We start from the raw sequence: 17,601 nt of genomic DNA, 5'->3' as shown, positions 1-17,601 counted from the left end.
TGAATGTATCCTGAGTACGGCGGAACACGTGAAATTCCGTCGGAATCTGGGAGGACCATCTCCCAAGGCTAAATACTCCCTAGTGATCGATAGTGAACCAGTACCGTGAGGGAAAGGTGAAAAGCACCCCGGAAGGGGAGTGAAAGAGATCCTGAAACCGTGTGCCTACAAATAGTCAGAGCCCGTTAATGGGTGATGGCGTGCCTTTTGTAGAATGAACCGGCGAGTTACGATCCCGTGCAAGGTTAAGCTGAAGAGGCGGAGCCGCAGCGAAAGCGAGTCTGAATAGGGCGTTTAGTACGTGGTCGTAGACCCGAAACCAGGTGATCTACCCATGTCCAGGGTGAAGTTCAGGTAACACTGAATGGAGGCCCGAACCCACGCACGTTGAAAAGTGCGGGGATGAGGTGTGGGTAGCGGAGAAATTCCAATCGAACCTGGAGATAGCTGGTTCTCCCCGAAATAGCTTTAGGGCTAGCCTTAAGTGTAAGAGTCTTGGAGGTAGAGCACTGATTGAACTAGGGGTCCTCATCGGATTACCGAATTCAGTCAAACTCCGAATGCCAATGACTTATCCTTAGGAGTCAGACTGCGAGTGATAAGATCCGTAGTCAAGAGGGAAACAGCCCAGATCGCCAGCTAAGGTCCCAAAGTGTGTATTAAGTGGAAAAGGATGTGGAGTTGCTTAGACAACTAGGATGTTGGCTCAGAAGCAGCCACCATTTAAAGAGTGCGTAATAGCTCACTAGTCGAGTGACTCTGCGCCGAAAATGTACCGGGGCTAAATACACCACCGAAGCTGCGAATTGATACCAATGGTATCAGTGGTAGGGGAGCGTTCTAAGTGCAGTGAAGTCAGACCGGAAGGACTGGTGGAGCGCTTAGAAGTGAGAATGCCGGTATGAGTAGCGAAAGACGGGTGAGAATCCCGTCCACCGAATGCCTAAGGTTTCCTGAGGAAGGCTCGTCCGCTCAGGGTTAGTCAGGACCTAAGCCGAGGCCGACAGGCGTAGGCGATGGACAACAGGTTGATATTCCTGTACCACCTCTTTATCGTTTGAGCAATGGAGGGACGCAGAAGGATAGAAGAAGCGTGCGATTGGTTGTGCACGTCCAAGCAGTTAGGCTGATAAGTAGGCAAATCCGCTTATCGTGAAGGCTGAGCTGTGATGGGGAAGCTCCTTATGGAGCGAAGTCTTTGATTCCCCGCTGCCAAGAAAAGCTTCTAGCGAGATAAAAGGTGCCTGTACCGCAAACCGACACAGGTAGGCGAGGAGAGAATCCTAAGGTGTGCGAGAGAACTCTGGTTAAGGAACTCGGCAAAATGACCCCGTAACTTCGGGAGAAGGGGTGCTTTCTTAACGGAAAGCCGCAGTGAATAGGCCCAAGCGACTGTTTAGCAAAAACACAGGTCTCTGCGAAGCCGTAAGGCGAAGTATAGGGGCTGACACCTGCCCGGTGCTGGAAGGTTAAGGAGAGGGGTTAGCGTAAGCGAAGCTCTGAACTGAAGCCCCAGTAAACGGCGGCCGTAACTATAACGGTCCTAAGGTAGCGAAATTCCTTGTCGGGTAAGTTCCGACCCGCACGAAAGGTGTAACGATTTGGGCACTGTCTCAACCAGAGACTCGGTGAAATTATAGTACCTGTGAAGATGCAGGTTACCCGCGACAGGACGGAAAGACCCCGTGGAGCTTTACTGTAGCCTGATATTGAATTTTGGTACAGTTTGTACAGGATAGGCGGGAGCCATTGAAACCGGAGCGCTAGCTTCGGTGGAGGCGCTGGTGGGATACCGCCCTGACTGTATTGAAATTCTAACCTACGGGTCTTATCGACCCGGGAGACAGTGTCAGGTGGGCAGTTTGACTGGGGCGGTCGCCTCCTAAAGTGTAACGGAGGCGCCCAAAGGTTCCCTCAGAATGGTTGGAAATCATTCGTAGAGTGCAAAGGCATAAGGGAGCTTGACTGCGAGACCTACAAGTCGAGCAGGGACGAAAGTCGGGCTTAGTGATCCGGTGGTTCCGCATGGAAGGGCCATCGCTCAACGGATAAAAGCTACCCCGGGGATAACAGGCTTATCTCCCCCAAGAGTCCACATCGACGGGGAGGTTTGGCACCTCGATGTCGGCTCATCGCATCCTGGGGCTGTAGTCGGTCCCAAGGGTTGGGCTGTTCGCCCATTAAAGCGGTACGCGAGCTGGGTTCAGAACGTCGTGAGACAGTTCGGTCCCTATCCGTCGTGGGCGCAGGAAATTTGAGAGGAGCTGTCCTTAGTACGAGAGGACCGGGATGGACGCACCGCTGGTGTACCAGTTGTTCTGCCAAGGGCATAGCTGGGTAGCTATGTGCGGAAGGGATAAGTGCTGAAAGCATCTAAGCATGAAGCCCCCCTCAAGATGAGATTTCCCATAGCGTAAGCTAGTAAGATCCCTGAAAGATGATCAGGTTGATAGGTTCGAGGTGGAAGCATGGTGACATGTGGAGCTGACGAATACTAATAGATCGAGGACTTAACCATATAATATGAAGCTAATGTTATCTAGTTTTGAAAGAATATAAAAAACTTGTTGACTTTAAATGTCGAATGAGTTATGATGATTCTTGTCTTAAATGAATACAGTCTGGTAATGATGGCAGAGAGGTCACACCCGTTCCCATACCGAACACGGAAGTTAAGCTCTCTAGCGCCGATGGTAGTTGGGACCTTGTCCCTGTGAGAGTAGGACGTTGCCAGGCATTTCGGAGGATTAGCTCAGCTGGGAGAGCACCTGCCTTACAAGCAGGGGGTCGGCGGTTCGATCCCGTCATCCTCCACCATTCTAGCCGACTTAGCTCAATTGGTAGAGCAACTGACTTGTAATCAGTAGGTTGGGGGTTCAAGTCCTCTAGTCGGCACCAGAAAATCATGGCGGTTGTGGCGAAGTGGTTAACGCACCGGATTGTGGCTCCGGCACTCGTGGGTTCAATTCCCATCAGTCGCCCCATTTTTTCTTTTGAAATTATAATATGCGGGTGTGGCGGAATTGGCAGACGCACCAGACTTAGGATCTGGCGCCTTTGGCGTGGGGGTTCGACTCCCTTCACCCGCACTTTTAATATAATAACTCATACATGTCTTGCGGAAGTAGTTCAGTGGTAGAATACAACCTTGCCAAGGTTGGGGTCGCGGGTTCGAATCCCGTCTTCCGCTCCAATTTTCAATATGACATGCCGGGGTGGCGGAACAGGCAGACGCACAGGACTTAAAATCCTGCGGTGGGTGACCACCGTGCGGGTTCGACCCCCGCCCTCGGCACCATATGCGCCCGTAGCTCAATTGGATAGAGCGTTTGACTACGGATCAAGAGGTTAGGGGTTCGACTCCTCTCGGGCGCGTTTTTTTATTAACGGGAAGTGGCTCAGCTTGGTAGAGCACCTGGTTTGGGACCAGGGGGTCGCAGGTTCAAATCCTGTCTTCCCGATTTTTCAAAATATGGGGCCTTAGCTCAGCTGGGAGAGCGCCTGCCTTGCACGCAGGAGGTCAGCGGTTCGATCCCGCTAGGCTCCACTTATTTGAATATAACTTATGGCGGTGTAGCTCAGCTGGCTAGAGCGTACGGTTCATACCCGTGAGGTCGGGGGTTCGATCCCCTCCGCCGCTACCATAAGGACCTTTAGCTCAGCTGGTTAGAGCAGACGGCTCATAACCGTCCGGTCGTAGGTTCGAGTCCTACAAGGTCCACCACTCAAAGTTCATATCTCGGAGGTATACCCAAGTTCGGCTGAAGGGATCGGTCTTGAAAACCGACAGGCGGCGAGAGTCGCGCGGGGGTTCGAATCCCTCTACCTCCTCCATTTTTTCTAAATTAAATATTATATCATCGCGGGGTGGAGCAGTACGGTAGCTCGTCGGGCTCATAACCCGAAGGTCGCAGGTTCAAATCCTGTCCCCGCAACCAAATGGTCCCGTGGTGTAGTGGTTAACATGCCTGCCTGTCACGCAGGAGATCGCCGGTTCGACCCCGGTCGGGACCGCCATTTTTTTTACATAAAGGCTCGGTAGCTCAGTCGGTAGAGCAGAGGACTGAAAATCCTCGTGTCGGCGGTTCGATTCCGTCCCGAGCCACCATTTTGAAATCGCAAGCCGGCTTAGCTCAATTGGTAGAGCAACTGACTTGTAATCAGTAGGTTGGGGGTTCAAGTCCTCTAGCCGGCACCACTTTCAAAATGAGCCATTAGCTCAGTTGGTAGAGCATCTGACTTTTAATCAGAGGGTCGAAGGTTCGAATCCTTCATGGCTCACCATTTTTAATTTAATGCGGGTGTAGTTTAGTGGTAAAACAAGAGCCTTCCAAGCTCTGGTCGAGAGTTCGATTCTCTTCACCCGCTTTTTATGGGCCTATAGCTCAGCTGGTTAGAGCGCACGCCTGATAAGCGTGAGGTCGATGGTTCGAGTCCATTTAGGCCCACCATAATTATTCCGCAGTAGCTCAGTGGTAGAGCTATCGGCTGTTAACCGATCGGTCGTAGGTTCGAGTCCTACCTGCGGAGCCATACTATAGAGAAGTACCCAAGTGGCTCAAGGGGCTCCCCTGCTAAGGGAGTAGATCGCGAACGCGGTGCGAGGGTTCGAATCCCTTCTTCTCTGCCATATTTTGGCCCGTTGGTCAAGTGGTTAAGACACCGCCCTTTCACGGCGGTAACACGGGTTCGAATCCCGTACGGGTCATACTAAAAGAGATAGCATAATCTGCTATCTCTTTTTTGTTGTATAAAAGTGGACTTTGAATAGTCTGCTTTTTTTTATGGATTTCTTGTATACTTTTTTCTATTTGAATCGTCTAACTAATAGAAAAGAGAGAGCGATGAAGTATGAAAAGCTTATTATAGAAACATCAAAAAGTATTTATAGATATTTGCTTAAAATAGAGCTAACATCACATGCCCATCAAGCTAAGATTTTAAGACACCCCCATAACGAGAATTTTACCTTTTTTACAGTTATTTATGAGAATTCAGCTCGTTTTTCCGTTTTGGGAGATCTTTTTTACTTTAAATTTGGTATGAACAAGCTATATATTTGGCTCTTATTTCTATCTGGATTTCTGGTGTCTTTTCTTTAATGCTGGATATTAATCATTGCAATAAGTTGTAGGAGATTTATGTATATGCACTTATTTTTGCAACCTTTTTATTCTCTCATTCGACTATATTAGTAAAGGGAGGAAGAAATAAAAATGGACATAGCCTATCTAGTAAAACAAGCAACAAGAGGAAATGATCAAGCATTTGAACAACTTATTACTTTTGTTCGCCCGAAATTATATCGAACAGCCTATTCTTATGTAAGAAATGAACAAGATGCACTGGATATATACCAAGAAACAATTTATGAAGCATATCTTTCACTGAGAAAATTAAAAAAGCCGGAGAAATTTCAAAGTTGGATTACCAAAATTCTTGTTTTTAAATCCATTGATTTTGTAAGAAAATCCTCTAGACAATTTGTTGCGAATGATGAAATATTTGCTAATTTGTGTACAGAAGAGAGCATGAATAAATTAGAACAATCATTGGATTTAACCGAGGCATTTAATTTCTTAGATCCTACTTACAAAACTATTATTTTATTAAGGTATTATCACGATTTATCTATTAAGGAAATTGCTGAGGTTCTTAACTCTCCAGAAGGAACGGTAAAATCTCAATTACATCGAGCAAAGCAAGCCTTACGCCCCATTTTAAAGGAGGGATATAGTTATGAATAAAGAAGAATTTAATCACCATATCAATGATATTCCTATACCAGAAGACCGGTTAATTCAAAGAGAAAAAACAGCCATGCTTCAAGCTAAGAAAAATCAATACCGTAGAAAAAAAACAATCAAGTATTCTAGTCTTGTTGCTTGTGGAATATGTGTTTCTCTCTTAGGTTTTGGATTCATTTCTCCTGCTATGGCAAAGACTTTATCGAGTGTTCCAGTTATAGGCCCCATTTATGCACAATTTAATGATATTGCTTCTGATAAAATTGAAAAGGATGAGCTTGCTACATCAATTGAAAGACAAGATAACCATAGTGGTTTAACGATGAATGTGAAAGAAGCTGTTTACGATGGCGGACGTTTAGTGATCACGGTGGAATACAAAGGAGAAAATACTATTCCCAATAGCAATGAAGAGAAAGCTGGATTTAGTTATGTAACGATTAATGGGAAAGAAGTCAGAGCTGCAATTAGTTCTACTTCACAGAAGTCAAAAGGACGAAACACCATTATTGAGCAGCATGAATTCACTCTGGCTAATTACGGTGAATTTGGTGATAAAATTGATGTTTCCGTCCATGGAGAAGATTTATTTGGAAAAGCAGGAACATGGAATGTAGCATTTCCTCTTACAAAAGTTGAAGGTGAGATTCGTAAATTTACTCCTAATATAAAAACATTAACGAAAGATAATCTGTATGCATTAACAGTAGATCAAGTAACTTTTTCTTCACTTTCAACGAGGATTGATTTGACCTTTGATTATCCAAAAGAAATGGAAGCTAATGATAGTTGGCCAGCACTTGATTATACTGTCACTGATGATAAAGGAAAAATCTACGAAGGAGTCAGCTTGCAAGTTGGTAGCACGGGACTATACGGACACCATATTGTTTTAGCTCTTCCACCAATGGATAATCCTCCAAAATCCTTAACAATTAAACCTACGTATCTTAGTGGTCAAAATGATACTTTAAAAAATGGAGGTTCTGAAGATTTAAAAATGACTGTTTTACTACAATAATTGAAGGGCTTTGCTAGGTTTCCATGTCTATTGACTGTTAATAAGTGACGTTGTGTTAACTTGATGTGTATGGAAAAAACATCACTATCAAGCTAAGATAAATTTGTATCCATGTAATCAAAAAAACGCTATTCTTTTTGTAGAATTATACAGAAAGGATGGCGTTTTTGATGAAGTCTATCATTTCAAATGAACTGGACCTTTTCGCACAAGAGCTCCAGTAGTCCTACAAGAGATCGCCAAACAAGTTGGTTTTATACAGCGATCTAGCAAAAGTATCAAGCAAACGAACTCATTGCCCTTTGCGTATGGCTCAGTCAAGAAATTGCTAGCACATCATTTATACAATTGTGCAGTCAGTTAGAAGTTTCTACAGGTGTACTTATGAGCTCAGAAGGACTGAATCAACGCTTTAATCCAGAAGCTGTCTTTCAATAGGTGATCTACTGAAGGCAGCTTCTTTATGCTGTTATTATTATAGGGTTTCGTCGGTAAGTCGATATTCCTTGTCGAATCGTTGATATATTTTGAGTTACGGTAGATATATTCTAAAAATCGTTGATATAATTTCACTTACCGACAAAAAACCTAAGAAAAACCCTTTCACAATCTAAAGAAAACGCCTCCATTGAGATGGATTTCACCCGCACTCTAATAACTTTACACTCTATGTGAAAAAGTTCACAAATAGGTCATAATTTGTGAAGTAATTCACAATAATCCGTGCTACAATATGTATGTAAAGAAGTTAAACAACATTAAATTAGTATTTTAATTACTTACTTAAACAATAATAAAAAATAGATGTAAACAATTGAAAGGGGAAATTAACATGAAAAAAGGTATCAATCGCGTAGTTTTAGTAGGAACAGGAGCTGTAGGTTGTAGTTATGCTTACTCAATGATCAACCAAGGTGTAGCTGAAGAATTCGTACTTGTAGATGTTAATGAAGCAAAAGCAGAAGGGGAAGCAATGGACTTAAGCCATGCGGTACCATTCTCTCCAGCACCAACAAAAGTTTGGAGCGGTGGCTATGCAGATTGTAAAGATGCAGATTTAGTTGTTATCACTGCTGGATTACCACAAAAGCCAGGCGAAACTCGTTTAGACTTAGTTGAGAAAAATACAAAGATCTTTAAACAAATCGTTCGCGGTATTATGGATAGCGGATTCGATGGAATCTTCTTAATCGCAACAAACCCAGTTGATATTTTAACTTACGTAACTTGGAAAGAATCTGGTCTTCCAAAAGAGCGCGTAATTGGTTCTGGTACAACTTTAGACTCTGCTCGTTTCCGTTACATGTTAGGTGACTACTTAGATGTAGATCCACGTAACGTTCATGCTTACATCGTTGGTGAGCACGGTGACACTGAACTTCCAGTATGGAGCCACGCTACTGTAGGTGTACAAAAACTAGAAACAATCTTAGCGAACAACGAACAGTATAACCAAGAAGATTTAGATAAAATCTTTGAAAATGTACGCGATGCAGCTTACCACATTATCGAGCGTAAAGGCGCAACTTACTACGGAATCGGTATGTCACTACTTCGTGTAACTAAAGCGATCTTAAGCAACGAGAACAGTGTATTAACTGTATCTGCATACCTTGAAGGTCAATATGGTGAGAAAGATGCTTACGTAGGTGTTCCAGCTGTTATTAACCGCGAAGGTGTACGTGAAATCGTAGAACTTGAATTAAACGAAGAAGAAAAAGCGAAATTCGCTCATTCTGTAAAAGTATTAAAAGAAACAATGGCACCAGTACTATAATAATTGCTAAATAATTCAGAGGCGGGAAACTGCTGCCTACCTCTGAATTAATATAAATTAATATAAATTCCTTTTCCGGTTTCCCTTGTATATCCCCAATATACCCCTTTTGCTGGATAAGGGTCGTTTATAGAAAAAGCACTCTATTTTTGAATAGAGTGCTTTTATATGTTATTTTTTCGGTGTTAGACGTCTTGAAATGAATTACCCGATGTTTCGGAGTCGCTGAAATAGGCGAATACACCGCCAAATGTAAGTGATAAACCTAGTGATGCAGTGACAACTCCCATTCCTACTTTTTGTTTCAATGACAGAAGAAAGCCCCCTAGTTTGATTTTTACAGCAAACATTCGCAACGAGCATGAAATAAGTAAACATAGCATTTCAGTATGAATTATAGTTGCGAAAGTTCGTTGTTCGTTATTAAGAATGAGTATATGCTTATGAATTTTACATTTCAATAAATTTCGTGACAAAAAATGTTGAGAAACATTTTTTATGACAGATTATTTCGTTTGAATTTCACGTGAAAAATAGTGTGAAAAACAGGGAGAAATCAATAAAGTAATATTGAGCAACAATGAAAGGTGAAAATAGTAAGGTGAAATGAAGCGTTCGCAATGAATATTCGTCAAAATTCGATATTTTACACGATAAATATAAACATTTTAAGTGAAATTTAAGAAAAAAACGAATATTTTTTAAAAAACAACAAGGATATTTCAGTTTTTTGCAGAAATGATAAAGAGTAAAAAATTTCTGTCATCTTAGTGAGGTGAACATATTGGATGTAATAAATTGTGAAGAAGTGAAACGAGATGAGTTTCATACAGAAAAGTACTATGACAGTTATAACATCTTTGGGGCACATATTGTGACGGAAGATGGGATGCGAGGTGTACGATTCACAGTATGGGCTCCTCATGCGAAAGCAATGAGTGTTGTTGGGGATTTTAATGAATGGGATTATAAGCAACATAAGATGCTAAAAGTGACAGAAGAGGGGATTTGGTCCTTGTTTGCACCGCATATTGAAGAGAATGAGATATATAAGTATGCGATTGAAACGATGAACGGTGACGTTATTTTAAAAGCAGATCCTTACGCAGTATATGCAGAAGTAAGACCAAATACGGCATCTGTAGTTTTTGATATAGAGGGATATGAATGGAATGATAAAAACTGGATTCGTAAGAGAAAGAAAAAATCGATTTATAAAGAAGCGATGACAGTTTATGAATTACATTTCGGTTCTTGGAAAAAGAAAGAAGATGGTGCTCTGTATTCTTACAGAGAAATGGCTGAGGCGCTCATTCCGTATGTGGTGGAACATCAATTTACACATATTGAAATTATGCCGCTTGTTGAGCATCCATATGATCGTTCTTGGGGATATCAAGGAACGGGATATTATGCAGCGACAAGTAGATTCGGCACGCCACATGATTTGATGTATTTTGTCGATGAATGTCATAAATATGGAATCGGTGTCATTTTAGATTGGGTGCCGGGGCATTTTTGTAAAGATGCTCACGGTTTATATTTGTTTGATGGGACACCGACTTATGAATATAAAGATAGAGACGTACAAGAAAACCTGGTATGGGGAACTGTTAATTTTGATTTAGGGAAGAGAGAAGTACGTAATTTCTTAATTTCAAATGCGTTATTTTGGATGAGATATTTCCATATTGATGGTTTCAGAGTAGATGCAGTTGCGAATATGCTGTACTGGAATAAAGAAGGAAAAGAGCAAAGCAATGAACACGCTGTTTCTTTCTTACGGGAGTTAAATGAAGCTGTGTTTGCAGAAGATGAAGAGTTTCTTATGACAGCAGAAGATTCAACAGCTTGGCCACTTGTAACAGCTCCAACATACGAGGGTGGACTTGGATTTAATTATAAATGGAATATGGGTTGGATGAATGACGTGCTGAAATATATGGAATGTGCGCCAGAGTACCGGAAATACATTCATGAGAAAATGACATTCTCTTTAATATATGCTCACTCTGAAAACTTTATATTGCCGCTTTCTCATGATGAAGTCGTTCATGGGAAAAAATCGTTATTAAATAAAATGCCGGGAGATTACTGGGATAAGTTCGCCCAACTTCGTTTATTATATGGATATTTCTTTACTCATCCAGGTAAGAAATTACTCTTTATGGGTGGAGAATTCGGGCAATTTGATGAGTGGAAAGACCTTGAAGATTTAGATTGGAATTTACATGATTTTGAAATGCATCGTTACATGCATGATTACTTTAAAGAGCTCATAGCATTGTATAAGCGCTCAAAACCACTTTGGCAGTTAGATCACTCGCCTGAAGGATTTCAGTGGATTGATGCTAATAATAATGAGCAAAGTATTTTCTCGTTTATCCGCCAAGGGGATAAGGAGGAAGATGCGTTAGTTGTCGTATGTAATTTTACGAAAGCTACATATGAAAACTATAAAGTAGGTGTACCAGATTTCGAGTATTATAACGAAATTTTAAACAGTGACGCGGTGCAATATGGCGGGTCGGGGCAAGTTAATAAGAAACGTCTCAAGACGATTCTAGAGCCATATCATAATCAAGCGGCACATGTAGAAATTACAATTCCACCATTTGGCGTATCCATATTACGACCAGTGAAGACGAGAAAGGGGAGCAAAAAACAAGATGGCTCAAAAACAAAAGTGCGTAGCAATGTTACTAGCAGGGGGAAAAGGTAGTCGTTTAAGTGCATTAACAAAAAATTTAGCCAAGCCAGCTGTTCCATTTGGTGGTAAATATCGCATTATTGATTTTACGTTAAGTAACTGTGCAAACTCCGGTATTGAAACGGTGGGGATTTTAACACAATATCAACCGTTAGAACTTCATAATTATATTGGAATCGGAAACGCTTGGGATCTTGATCGTGTAAATGGTGGAGTCACTGTGTTACCTCCTTATGCGGAGTCTTCAGGTGTGAAGTGGTATACAGGTACGGCAAGTGCTATTTATCAAAACCTAAACTATTTAAGTCAGTACGAACCAGAATATGTCCTTATTTTATCAGGCGATCATATTTATAAAATGGATTACAGTAAAATGCTAGATTACCATATTGAGAAAGAAGCAGATGTTTCAATTTCTGTTATTGAAGTGCCGTGGGATGAAGCAAGTCGCTTTGGCATCATGAATACGAATGAAGAGATGGAAGTTGTTGAATTTGAGGAGAAACCGCAATTTCCAAGAAGTAATCTTGCATCAATGGGAATTTATATTTTTAACTGGTCTATTTTAAAAGAATATTTAGAGATGGATGCAAGAAATCCTGAATCTAGTAATGACTTCGGAAAAGACGTACTTCCGCTTTTATTAGATGAAGGGAAGAAGTTGATGGCGTATCCGTTTGAAGGATATTGGAAAGATGTTGGAACGGTGAAAAGCTTATGGGAAGCGAATATGGATTTACTTCGCGATGAAACATCGTTGAATTTAAACGATCGTAATTGGCGCATTTATTCTGTAAATCCAAACGAGCCACCTCAATATATTGCAGAACAGGCAAAAGTAGAAGAGTCACTTATTAATGAAGGATGCGTCATTGAAGGGGACGTGAAGCATTCTGTTTTATTCCAAGGAGTGACGGTGGAAGAAGGTAGTATGGTAATCGATTCTGTCGTTATGCCGGGGGCAAAGATTGGTAAAAACGTTGTGATTGAAAGAGCGATCGTTGGATCGGAAATGGTTATTGAAGATGGGACAATAATTCGTCCAGAAAAAAATGTTGATGATGTAGTACTAATTGCTGAAGGAAAATAGAAAAGGGGGATGAAATGAATGGGAGAAAAAATGTTAGGAATTATTAATGCAACGGGAAGTTTTCCTTCCTTAAAGAAAGTAACAGGGCATCGTTCATTAGCGGCATTACCGTTTGGAGGCCGTTACCGCCTCATTGATTTCATGCTTTCAAATATGGTGAATTCTAATATTCATAGCGTGGCGGTTTTTACAAGTCATAAAAATCGTTCTTTAATGGATCATGTCGGTTCAGGAAAACAGTGGGATTTAGATAGAAAGCGTGATGGACTGTTTTTATTCCCACCGAACTGCCAATGTGATCATGACGAATTTGGATCTTTTGCACATTTTAGAAGACATATTGATTATTTTCTAAGAAGCAGAGAAGAATATGTTGTTATTACGAATAGCCATCTTGTAACAGCGTTAAACTTTCAAGCGGTGTTAGAGCGACATATACATACGTCTGCAGATATTACTGAAGTTTGTCATGAAGGGGTTTCGCTTCAAACATATGTGTTAAAGAAACAATTATTGCTAGACTTATTTGAGACATATAAAGATGTGGAGCAATACAGTTTATTTGATGTAGTGAGAGAAAAGAGCGGGAAATCACTGCATATTGCTACGTATGAGCATACAGGATATGTAGCTATCATTGATTCGATTGAAAGTTACTATAAGCATAGTCTAGAAATTTTGCAGCCTACTATTTGGAAGCAATTATTTAAGAAAGAAGCACCAATCTTTACGAAAGTAAAAGATGAGCCGCCAACTCGTTATATGAAGGGTGCAGCAGTGAAAAATACGATGATTGCAAACGGTAGTATTATTGAAGGTGAAGTGGAAAATAGTGTTATCTCCCGTTCTGTTAAAATTGGAAAAGGTTCAATTGTTCGTAATAGTATTATTATGCAAAAGAGCAAAATTGGAGATAATTGCATAATAGATGGTGTTATTATTGATAAAGATGTGAAACTTGGCGACGGCGTAGTGTTAAAAGGAAGTGCTGATGAGCCATATGTTGTAGAAAAAGGTAGTGTACAAAATAGTACAATCAACAGTTATTCGTAAATAGCAGGTGCATAATTAGTGGGGGATTTAGAAAACCCCCACTAATTAAGGTTTTACTCTATATGAAAACTTGAAGGGAGGAAGCTGTAAGAAGAGCGATTTATGATGTATACGCTTTTCGTGCAGTGGAACAACAGGTGAATATTTTATTTGCAGTATCAGAATGTGTACCGTTTATTAAATCCGGAGGTCTAGCTGATGTAGCAGGAGCGCTTCCAAAAGAATTAAAAAAATTAGGAGTGAATGTTCGCATTATACTTCCAAACTACAGTCTTATCCCGAAAGAGTTAAGAGAAGGATGTACGCTTCATAAAGTAATTAACGTTCCTCTTGGATGGAGAAACCAATATTGCGGGATTTTAAAAGGTGAGCAGGATGGGATTACGTATTACTTAATAGATAATGAATATTATTTTAAGAGAGATTCTCTCTATGGCCATTATGATGATGGGGAGCGTTTTTCTTATTTTTCAAAAGCAGTTTTAGAGTGTATTCCGCATCTTGATTTCGAAGTAGATGTTCTTCATAGCCATGATTGGCATACAGCTATGGTTAATTTCTTACTTCGTGAAAAGTATCAAGATAACCCGTTATATGAGCATATTAAAACGGTATATACGATTCATAACTTGCAGTTCCAAGGTGTATTTCCTCCTGAAGTGATGTACGACTTACTGGAGCTTGGTCATGAATATTTTCATAGTGAACAGCTTGAGTTTTATGGAAACGTGAACTTTATGAAAGGCGGTATTATCGCATCTGACCAAATTACAGCGGTTAGCCCGACATATAAAGAAGAGATTCAATATGAGTTTTTCGGTGAGAAGTTAGATGGATTGCTACGAAAGCATAACGATAAGCTTAGTGGCATTGTAAATGGAATTGATACGAGTGTATATAATCCAGAAACAGATCCATATATTACGGCTCAGTATAGTGCAGAGTCATTAGAGGAAAAGAGTGAAAATAAACGCGCATTGCAGCGTTATTTTGGTTTACCAGAAAAAGAAGATACACCAGTTATTTCGATGGTAACACGATTAACGAAGCAAAAGGGGCTTGATCTAGTACGTACTGTATTCCGTGAAATAATGGAAGAAGATGTACAATGTATTATTTTGGGATCAGGCGATTCTGAATACGAGCAGTTCTTTGAATGGATGGCATACGAATATCCAGAAAAGGTAAAAGTATATATTGGATTTAATGAAGCGTTAGCGCACCAAGTGTACGCGGGAAGCGATTTGTTTTTAATGCCATCGCTGTTTGAACCGTGTGGACTTGGACAACTTATTGCGCTAGCATATGGCACGATTCCAATTGTAAGAGAAACAGGCGGATTAAATGATACTGTACATTCTTACGATGAGGAAACTGGAATTGGGAATGGCTTTAGCTTTACGAATTTTAATGCGCATGACATGTTACATACAATTCTTCGTGCAATTGAGTTTTATCAAGATAAACCGGTATGGGATAAGCTTGTAAAGCAAGCGATGACTGAAGATTATAGCTGGGGGAAATCTGCTCTTGCATACAAGAAATTGTATAAAAGTCTCATGGAATAACATTGAGGTGGTGAAAAAATGTTTACTCATGTTGAAAGCTTTAAATCCGCTTTTCTAGAAAAATTAGAAATGATGTATGGGAAAAGTTTCAAAGATTCTACAACTCGTGATCAGTATAATACGCTTGGTCATATGGTACGTGAGTATATGAATAGTCAATGGATTGCAACGAATGAAAGTTATCGTTCTGGAGATCAAAAACAAATGTATTATTTGTCCATTGAGTTTTTACTTGGGCGTTTGCTAGGCAGTAACATATTAAATTTAGGCATTCGAGATGTATGTGAAAAGGGGCTTTCTGAACTTGGAATTTCTTTGCAAGAGTTAGAAGAGATTGAAGCAGATGCTGGTCTTGGTAATGGTGGCCTTGGACGTTTAGCAGCCTGTTTCCTCGATTCACTCGCTTCTTTAAACTTACCAGGACATGGCTGTGGTATTCGTTATAAGCATGGCCTGTTTGATCAAAAAATTGTTGACGGCTATCAAGTAGAATTTCCAGAACAGTGGCTTCTTCATGAAAACGTTTGGGAAGTAAGAAGGTATGACCAAGCCGTAGAAGTAAGTTATTTTGGAAACGTTGAACCACTAGAAATTGATGGACGTTTAGAGTTCAGGCATACAAATGCAGAAGTTATTATGGCAGTACCATATGACGTTCCAGTTATAGGGTATGAAACAAGTACTGTAAATACGCTTCGGCTTTGGAATGCGGAGCCAGTTCCTTTCCCGCAAAATTGTAAGGATATTTTGAAATATAAGCGTGAAACAGAGGCCGTATCGGAATTTTTATATCCAGATGATACGCATGATGAGGGGAAAATACTTCGTTTGAAACAACAGTATTTCCTCGTATCATCAAGTTTGCAAAATATCGTTCGTATGCATAGGGAGAGACACGGTAATCTTCGTCAGTTACATGAAAAAATCGCAATTCATATAAACGATACACATCCGGTTCTAGCAATTCCAGAACTTATGCGTATTTTATTAGACGAAGAAAAATTGACATGGGAAGAAGCTTGGCATATAACAACGCAGACGATTTCCTATACGAATCATACGACGTTATCAGAAGCGCTTGAGAAATGGCCAATTCACATTTTCAAACCGTTATTACCGAGAATTTATATGATTATTGAAGAAATTAATGAACGTTTCTGTCATGAGCTTTGGGACCGTTATTCGTACGATTGGAAGCGTATTGAGGACATGGCCATCATTGCGCATGACCTTGTGAAAATGGCTCATTTAGCGATTGTTGGTAGCCATAGCGTTAACGGTGTGGCGAAAATTCATACAGAAATTTTAAAGCAGCGTGAAATGCGATTGTTCTATGAATTTTATCCAGATAAGTTTAATAATAAAACGAATGGAATTGCTCATAGGCGCTGGCTAATGAAGGCGAATCCGCAGCTGACGAATCTTATTTCGGAAGCGATTGGGGAAGAGTGGAAGAAAGAGCCAATTAAGCTGCAAGCACTGCAAAACTTCATACATGATACTAGTTTTCAAGAAAAGCTTGCAGGGGTAAAACAAGAGCGTAAGATTATTTTAGCGGAGCGCATTCATAATAAAATGGGGATCACTATTGATCCAAATTCTATTTTTGATGTGCAAGTGAAAAGGTTACATGCCTATAAACGACAGTTATTAAATGTTCTTCATATTTTATACTTGTATAACCGTTTAAAAGAGGATACTAGTTTTTCCTTTTACCCGCGTACTTTTATTTTTGGAGCGAAAGCATCACCTGGCTATTATTATGCGAAGAAAATTATTAAATTAATAAATGAGCTTGCAAGAAAAGTAAATACCGATCCGTACGTAAGTCAATTTATGAAAGTTATCTTTCTAGAAAACTACCGAGTTTCTTTAGCGGAAGATATATTCCCGGCGGCAGATGTAAGTGAACAAATTTCAACTGCGAGTAAAGAAGCATCGGGAACAGGTAACATGAAATTCATGATGAATGGTGCAATTACACTCGGAACGTTAGATGGAGCTAATATTGAAATAAAAGACCGAGTCGGTGATGATGCCTGCTTCATTTTCGGCTTAACAGCGGATGAGGTTCTTCATTACTACCAAAATGGTGGATTTCGTGCAAGTGACTATTATCACCACAATATGCATATTAAAAAAGTAGTAGATCAGTTAACGAATGGTTTCTTTGCACAGTCGGGAGCTGAATTTGAAGCGATTTATGATTCTCTCGTTATTCAAAATGATGAATACTTCGTTCTTCGAGATTTTAGCCCATATGCTGAAAGACAAGAAGCTGTCGGAAGGGCATACGAAAATAGGCAGAAATGGCTGGAAATGTCGATTTTGAACATTGCACAATCGGGGCATTTTGCGAGTGATCGAACAATTTTGCAGTACAGTAATGAAATTTGGGGTATTGGTAATACTGTTAAACTTTTTTAGATGAAAGCCCCTTTTGAAGGGGCTTTTATTTATTCACCTTTAAAACAGGGATACGCTTGCTTAGAAAAATAAAACGAGCTTAATGAGATTAAGCTCGTTTTACTTATTTTGCTTAAGAAAGGTAAGGCATGAACGTATATATTATACCTGTTCCGCCATATTCCCCTGTCGCAAAGTATGAAAATGTAAAGAAACCTGTAAACGAAAA

The 17,601-nt window shown here is 40.4% G+C and carries 8 protein-coding genes, 22 tRNA genes, 2 rRNA genes and 2 pseudogenes (1 of these 34 only partly in view); 33 read left to right on the top strand and 1 reads right to left on the bottom strand.

All coding sequences use genetic code 11. The annotated features are described in order from the left end of the window. The 28 genes and pseudogenes from NSQ47_RS17935 to NSQ47_RS17800 form a co-directional block, all read left to right on the top strand. A 23S ribosomal RNA gene (locus NSQ47_RS17935) occupies positions 1-2,518 on the top strand (it extends 404 nt beyond the left edge of the window). A gap of 102 nt (positions 2,519-2,620) precedes the next feature. Next, positions 2,621-2,736, top strand: a 5S ribosomal RNA gene (gene rrf, locus NSQ47_RS17930). Positions 2,737-2,741: 5 nt separating this feature from the next. Further along, positions 2,742-2,817, top strand: a tRNA-Val gene (locus tag NSQ47_RS17925). 5 nt (positions 2,818-2,822) lie between these two features. Continuing rightward, positions 2,823-2,898, top strand: a tRNA-Thr gene (locus NSQ47_RS17920). Positions 2,899-2,908: 10 nt separating this feature from the next. Then, positions 2,909-2,984, top strand: a tRNA-His gene (locus tag NSQ47_RS17915). A gap of 24 nt (positions 2,985-3,008) precedes the next feature. Then, a tRNA-Leu gene (locus NSQ47_RS17910) sits at positions 3,009-3,089 on the top strand. A 29-nt stretch (positions 3,090-3,118) separates the two neighbouring features. Then, positions 3,119-3,193, top strand: a tRNA-Gly gene (locus NSQ47_RS17905). A 16-nt stretch (positions 3,194-3,209) separates the two neighbouring features. After that, positions 3,210-3,298: transfer RNA gene (locus NSQ47_RS17900), tRNA-Leu, on the top strand. Between the two features lie 3 nt (positions 3,299-3,301). Next, positions 3,302-3,375 (top strand) — tRNA-Arg (locus NSQ47_RS17895). A 12-nt stretch (positions 3,376-3,387) separates the two neighbouring features. After that, positions 3,388-3,461 (top strand) — tRNA-Pro (locus tag NSQ47_RS17890). Positions 3,462-3,474: 13 nt separating this feature from the next. Then, positions 3,475-3,547 (top strand) — tRNA-Ala (locus NSQ47_RS17885). A 20-nt stretch (positions 3,548-3,567) separates the two neighbouring features. Further along, positions 3,568-3,644, top strand: a tRNA-Met gene (locus tag NSQ47_RS17880). A gap of 3 nt (positions 3,645-3,647) precedes the next feature. Beyond that, positions 3,648-3,724, top strand: a tRNA-Ile gene (locus NSQ47_RS17875). A 17-nt stretch (positions 3,725-3,741) separates the two neighbouring features. Beyond that, a tRNA-Ser gene (locus NSQ47_RS17870) sits at positions 3,742-3,834 on the top strand. A gap of 27 nt (positions 3,835-3,861) precedes the next feature. Beyond that, positions 3,862-3,938, top strand: a tRNA-Met gene (locus NSQ47_RS17865). 3 nt (positions 3,939-3,941) lie between these two features. After that, positions 3,942-4,017, top strand: a tRNA-Asp gene (locus tag NSQ47_RS17860). A 15-nt stretch (positions 4,018-4,032) separates the two neighbouring features. After that, positions 4,033-4,108: transfer RNA gene (locus NSQ47_RS17855), tRNA-Phe, on the top strand. 14 nt (positions 4,109-4,122) lie between these two features. Next, a tRNA-Thr gene (locus tag NSQ47_RS17850) sits at positions 4,123-4,198 on the top strand. A 10-nt stretch (positions 4,199-4,208) separates the two neighbouring features. Then, positions 4,209-4,284 (top strand) — tRNA-Lys (locus NSQ47_RS17845). Positions 4,285-4,297: 13 nt separating this feature from the next. Beyond that, positions 4,298-4,368: transfer RNA gene (locus NSQ47_RS17840), tRNA-Gly, on the top strand. A gap of 6 nt (positions 4,369-4,374) precedes the next feature. Further along, positions 4,375-4,451, top strand: a tRNA-Ile gene (locus tag NSQ47_RS17835). Between the two features lie 7 nt (positions 4,452-4,458). Beyond that, positions 4,459-4,533, top strand: a tRNA-Asn gene (locus NSQ47_RS17830). A 6-nt stretch (positions 4,534-4,539) separates the two neighbouring features. Beyond that, positions 4,540-4,630, top strand: a tRNA-Ser gene (locus NSQ47_RS17825). A 6-nt stretch (positions 4,631-4,636) separates the two neighbouring features. Then, a tRNA-Glu gene (locus tag NSQ47_RS17820) sits at positions 4,637-4,708 on the top strand. A gap of 508 nt (positions 4,709-5,216) precedes the next feature. Continuing rightward, positions 5,217-5,747: a sigma-70 family RNA polymerase sigma factor gene (locus tag NSQ47_RS17815; protein ID WP_012261907.1), complete on the top strand. Its 531-nt coding sequence runs from the start codon at positions 5,217-5,219 to the stop codon at positions 5,745-5,747. Then, positions 5,740-6,768: a DUF4179 domain-containing protein gene (locus tag NSQ47_RS17810; protein WP_341037572.1), complete on the top strand. Its 1,029-nt coding sequence runs from the start codon at positions 5,740-5,742 to the stop codon at positions 6,766-6,768. The genes NSQ47_RS17815 and NSQ47_RS17810 overlap by 8 nt, the downstream gene beginning before the upstream one ends. 170 nt (positions 6,769-6,938) lie before the next feature. Then, a pseudogene (locus tag NSQ47_RS17805) lies at positions 6,939-7,197 on the top strand (IS4 family transposase); the annotation flags it as partial. A gap of 403 nt (positions 7,198-7,600) precedes the next feature. After that, positions 7,601-8,545 carry an L-lactate dehydrogenase gene (locus NSQ47_RS17800; protein ID WP_341037571.1) on the top strand — a complete coding sequence of 315 codons (945 nt, stop codon included), beginning with the start codon at positions 7,601-7,603 and terminating at the stop codon, positions 8,543-8,545. Between the two features lie 194 nt (positions 8,546-8,739). Here NSQ47_RS17800 and NSQ47_RS17795 read toward each other — a convergent pair. Next, positions 8,740-8,859: pseudogene (locus NSQ47_RS17795) on the bottom strand (TasA family protein); the annotation flags it as partial. Positions 8,860-9,329: 470 nt separating this feature from the next. Here NSQ47_RS17795 and glgB point away from each other — a divergent pair. From glgB to glgP, 5 genes are all read left to right on the top strand, one after another. Then, positions 9,330-11,267, top strand: coding sequence for a 1,4-alpha-glucan branching protein GlgB (gene glgB / locus NSQ47_RS17790; protein ID WP_341037570.1), 1,938 nt, complete (start codon positions 9,330-9,332; stop codon positions 11,265-11,267). After that, positions 11,215-12,345 (top strand): glucose-1-phosphate adenylyltransferase, encoded by a 1,131-nt coding sequence (glgC, locus tag NSQ47_RS17785; protein WP_078173885.1) that lies wholly within the window; start codon positions 11,215-11,217, stop codon positions 12,343-12,345. The genes glgB and glgC overlap by 53 nt, the downstream gene beginning before the upstream one ends. An 18-nt stretch (positions 12,346-12,363) precedes the next feature. Next, complete coding sequence (gene glgD, locus NSQ47_RS17780) at positions 12,364-13,398, top strand: glucose-1-phosphate adenylyltransferase subunit GlgD (protein ID WP_256416249.1); 1,035 nt, start codon at positions 12,364-12,366, stop codon at positions 13,396-13,398. A 137-nt stretch (positions 13,399-13,535) separates the two neighbouring features. Then, positions 13,536-14,966: a glycogen synthase GlgA gene (glgA, locus tag NSQ47_RS17775; protein WP_002112556.1), complete on the top strand. Its 1,431-nt coding sequence runs from the start codon at positions 13,536-13,538 to the stop codon at positions 14,964-14,966. A gap of 18 nt (positions 14,967-14,984) precedes the next feature. Next, positions 14,985-17,393 carry a glycogen phosphorylase gene (gene glgP / locus NSQ47_RS17770; RefSeq protein ID WP_341037568.1) on the top strand — a complete coding sequence of 803 codons (2,409 nt, stop codon included), beginning with the start codon at positions 14,985-14,987 and terminating at the stop codon, positions 17,391-17,393. The last annotated feature ends 208 nt before the right edge of the window (positions 17,394-17,601 follow it).

Source organism: Bacillus sp. FSL R10-2780 (assembly GCF_038006125.1).
Lineage (GTDB): Bacteria > Bacillota > Bacilli > Bacillales > Bacillaceae_G > Bacillus_A > Bacillus_A cereus_U.
This window is presented reverse-complemented; position numbering and strand designations above follow the sequence as displayed.

Excerpts from the sequence above, each read along its gene's own strand:
- NSQ47_RS17815 (WP_012261907.1), top strand. The coding sequence starts at position 5,217 with ATGGACATAGCCTATCTAGTAAAACAAGCAACAAGAGGAAATGATCAA.
- NSQ47_RS17810 (WP_341037572.1), top strand. The coding sequence starts at position 5,740 with ATGAATAAAGAAGAATTTAATCACCATATCAATGATATTCCTATACCA.
- NSQ47_RS17800 (WP_341037571.1), top strand. The coding sequence starts at position 7,601 with ATGAAAAAAGGTATCAATCGCGTAGTTTTAGTAGGAACAGGAGCTGTA.
- glgC (WP_078173885.1), top strand. The coding sequence starts at position 11,215 with ATGGCTCAAAAACAAAAGTGCGTAGCAATGTTACTAGCAGGGGGAAAA.
- glgD (WP_256416249.1), top strand. The coding sequence starts at position 12,364 with ATGGGAGAAAAAATGTTAGGAATTATTAATGCAACGGGAAGTTTTCCT.
- glgP (WP_341037568.1), top strand. The coding sequence starts at position 14,985 with ATGTTTACTCATGTTGAAAGCTTTAAATCCGCTTTTCTAGAAAAATTA.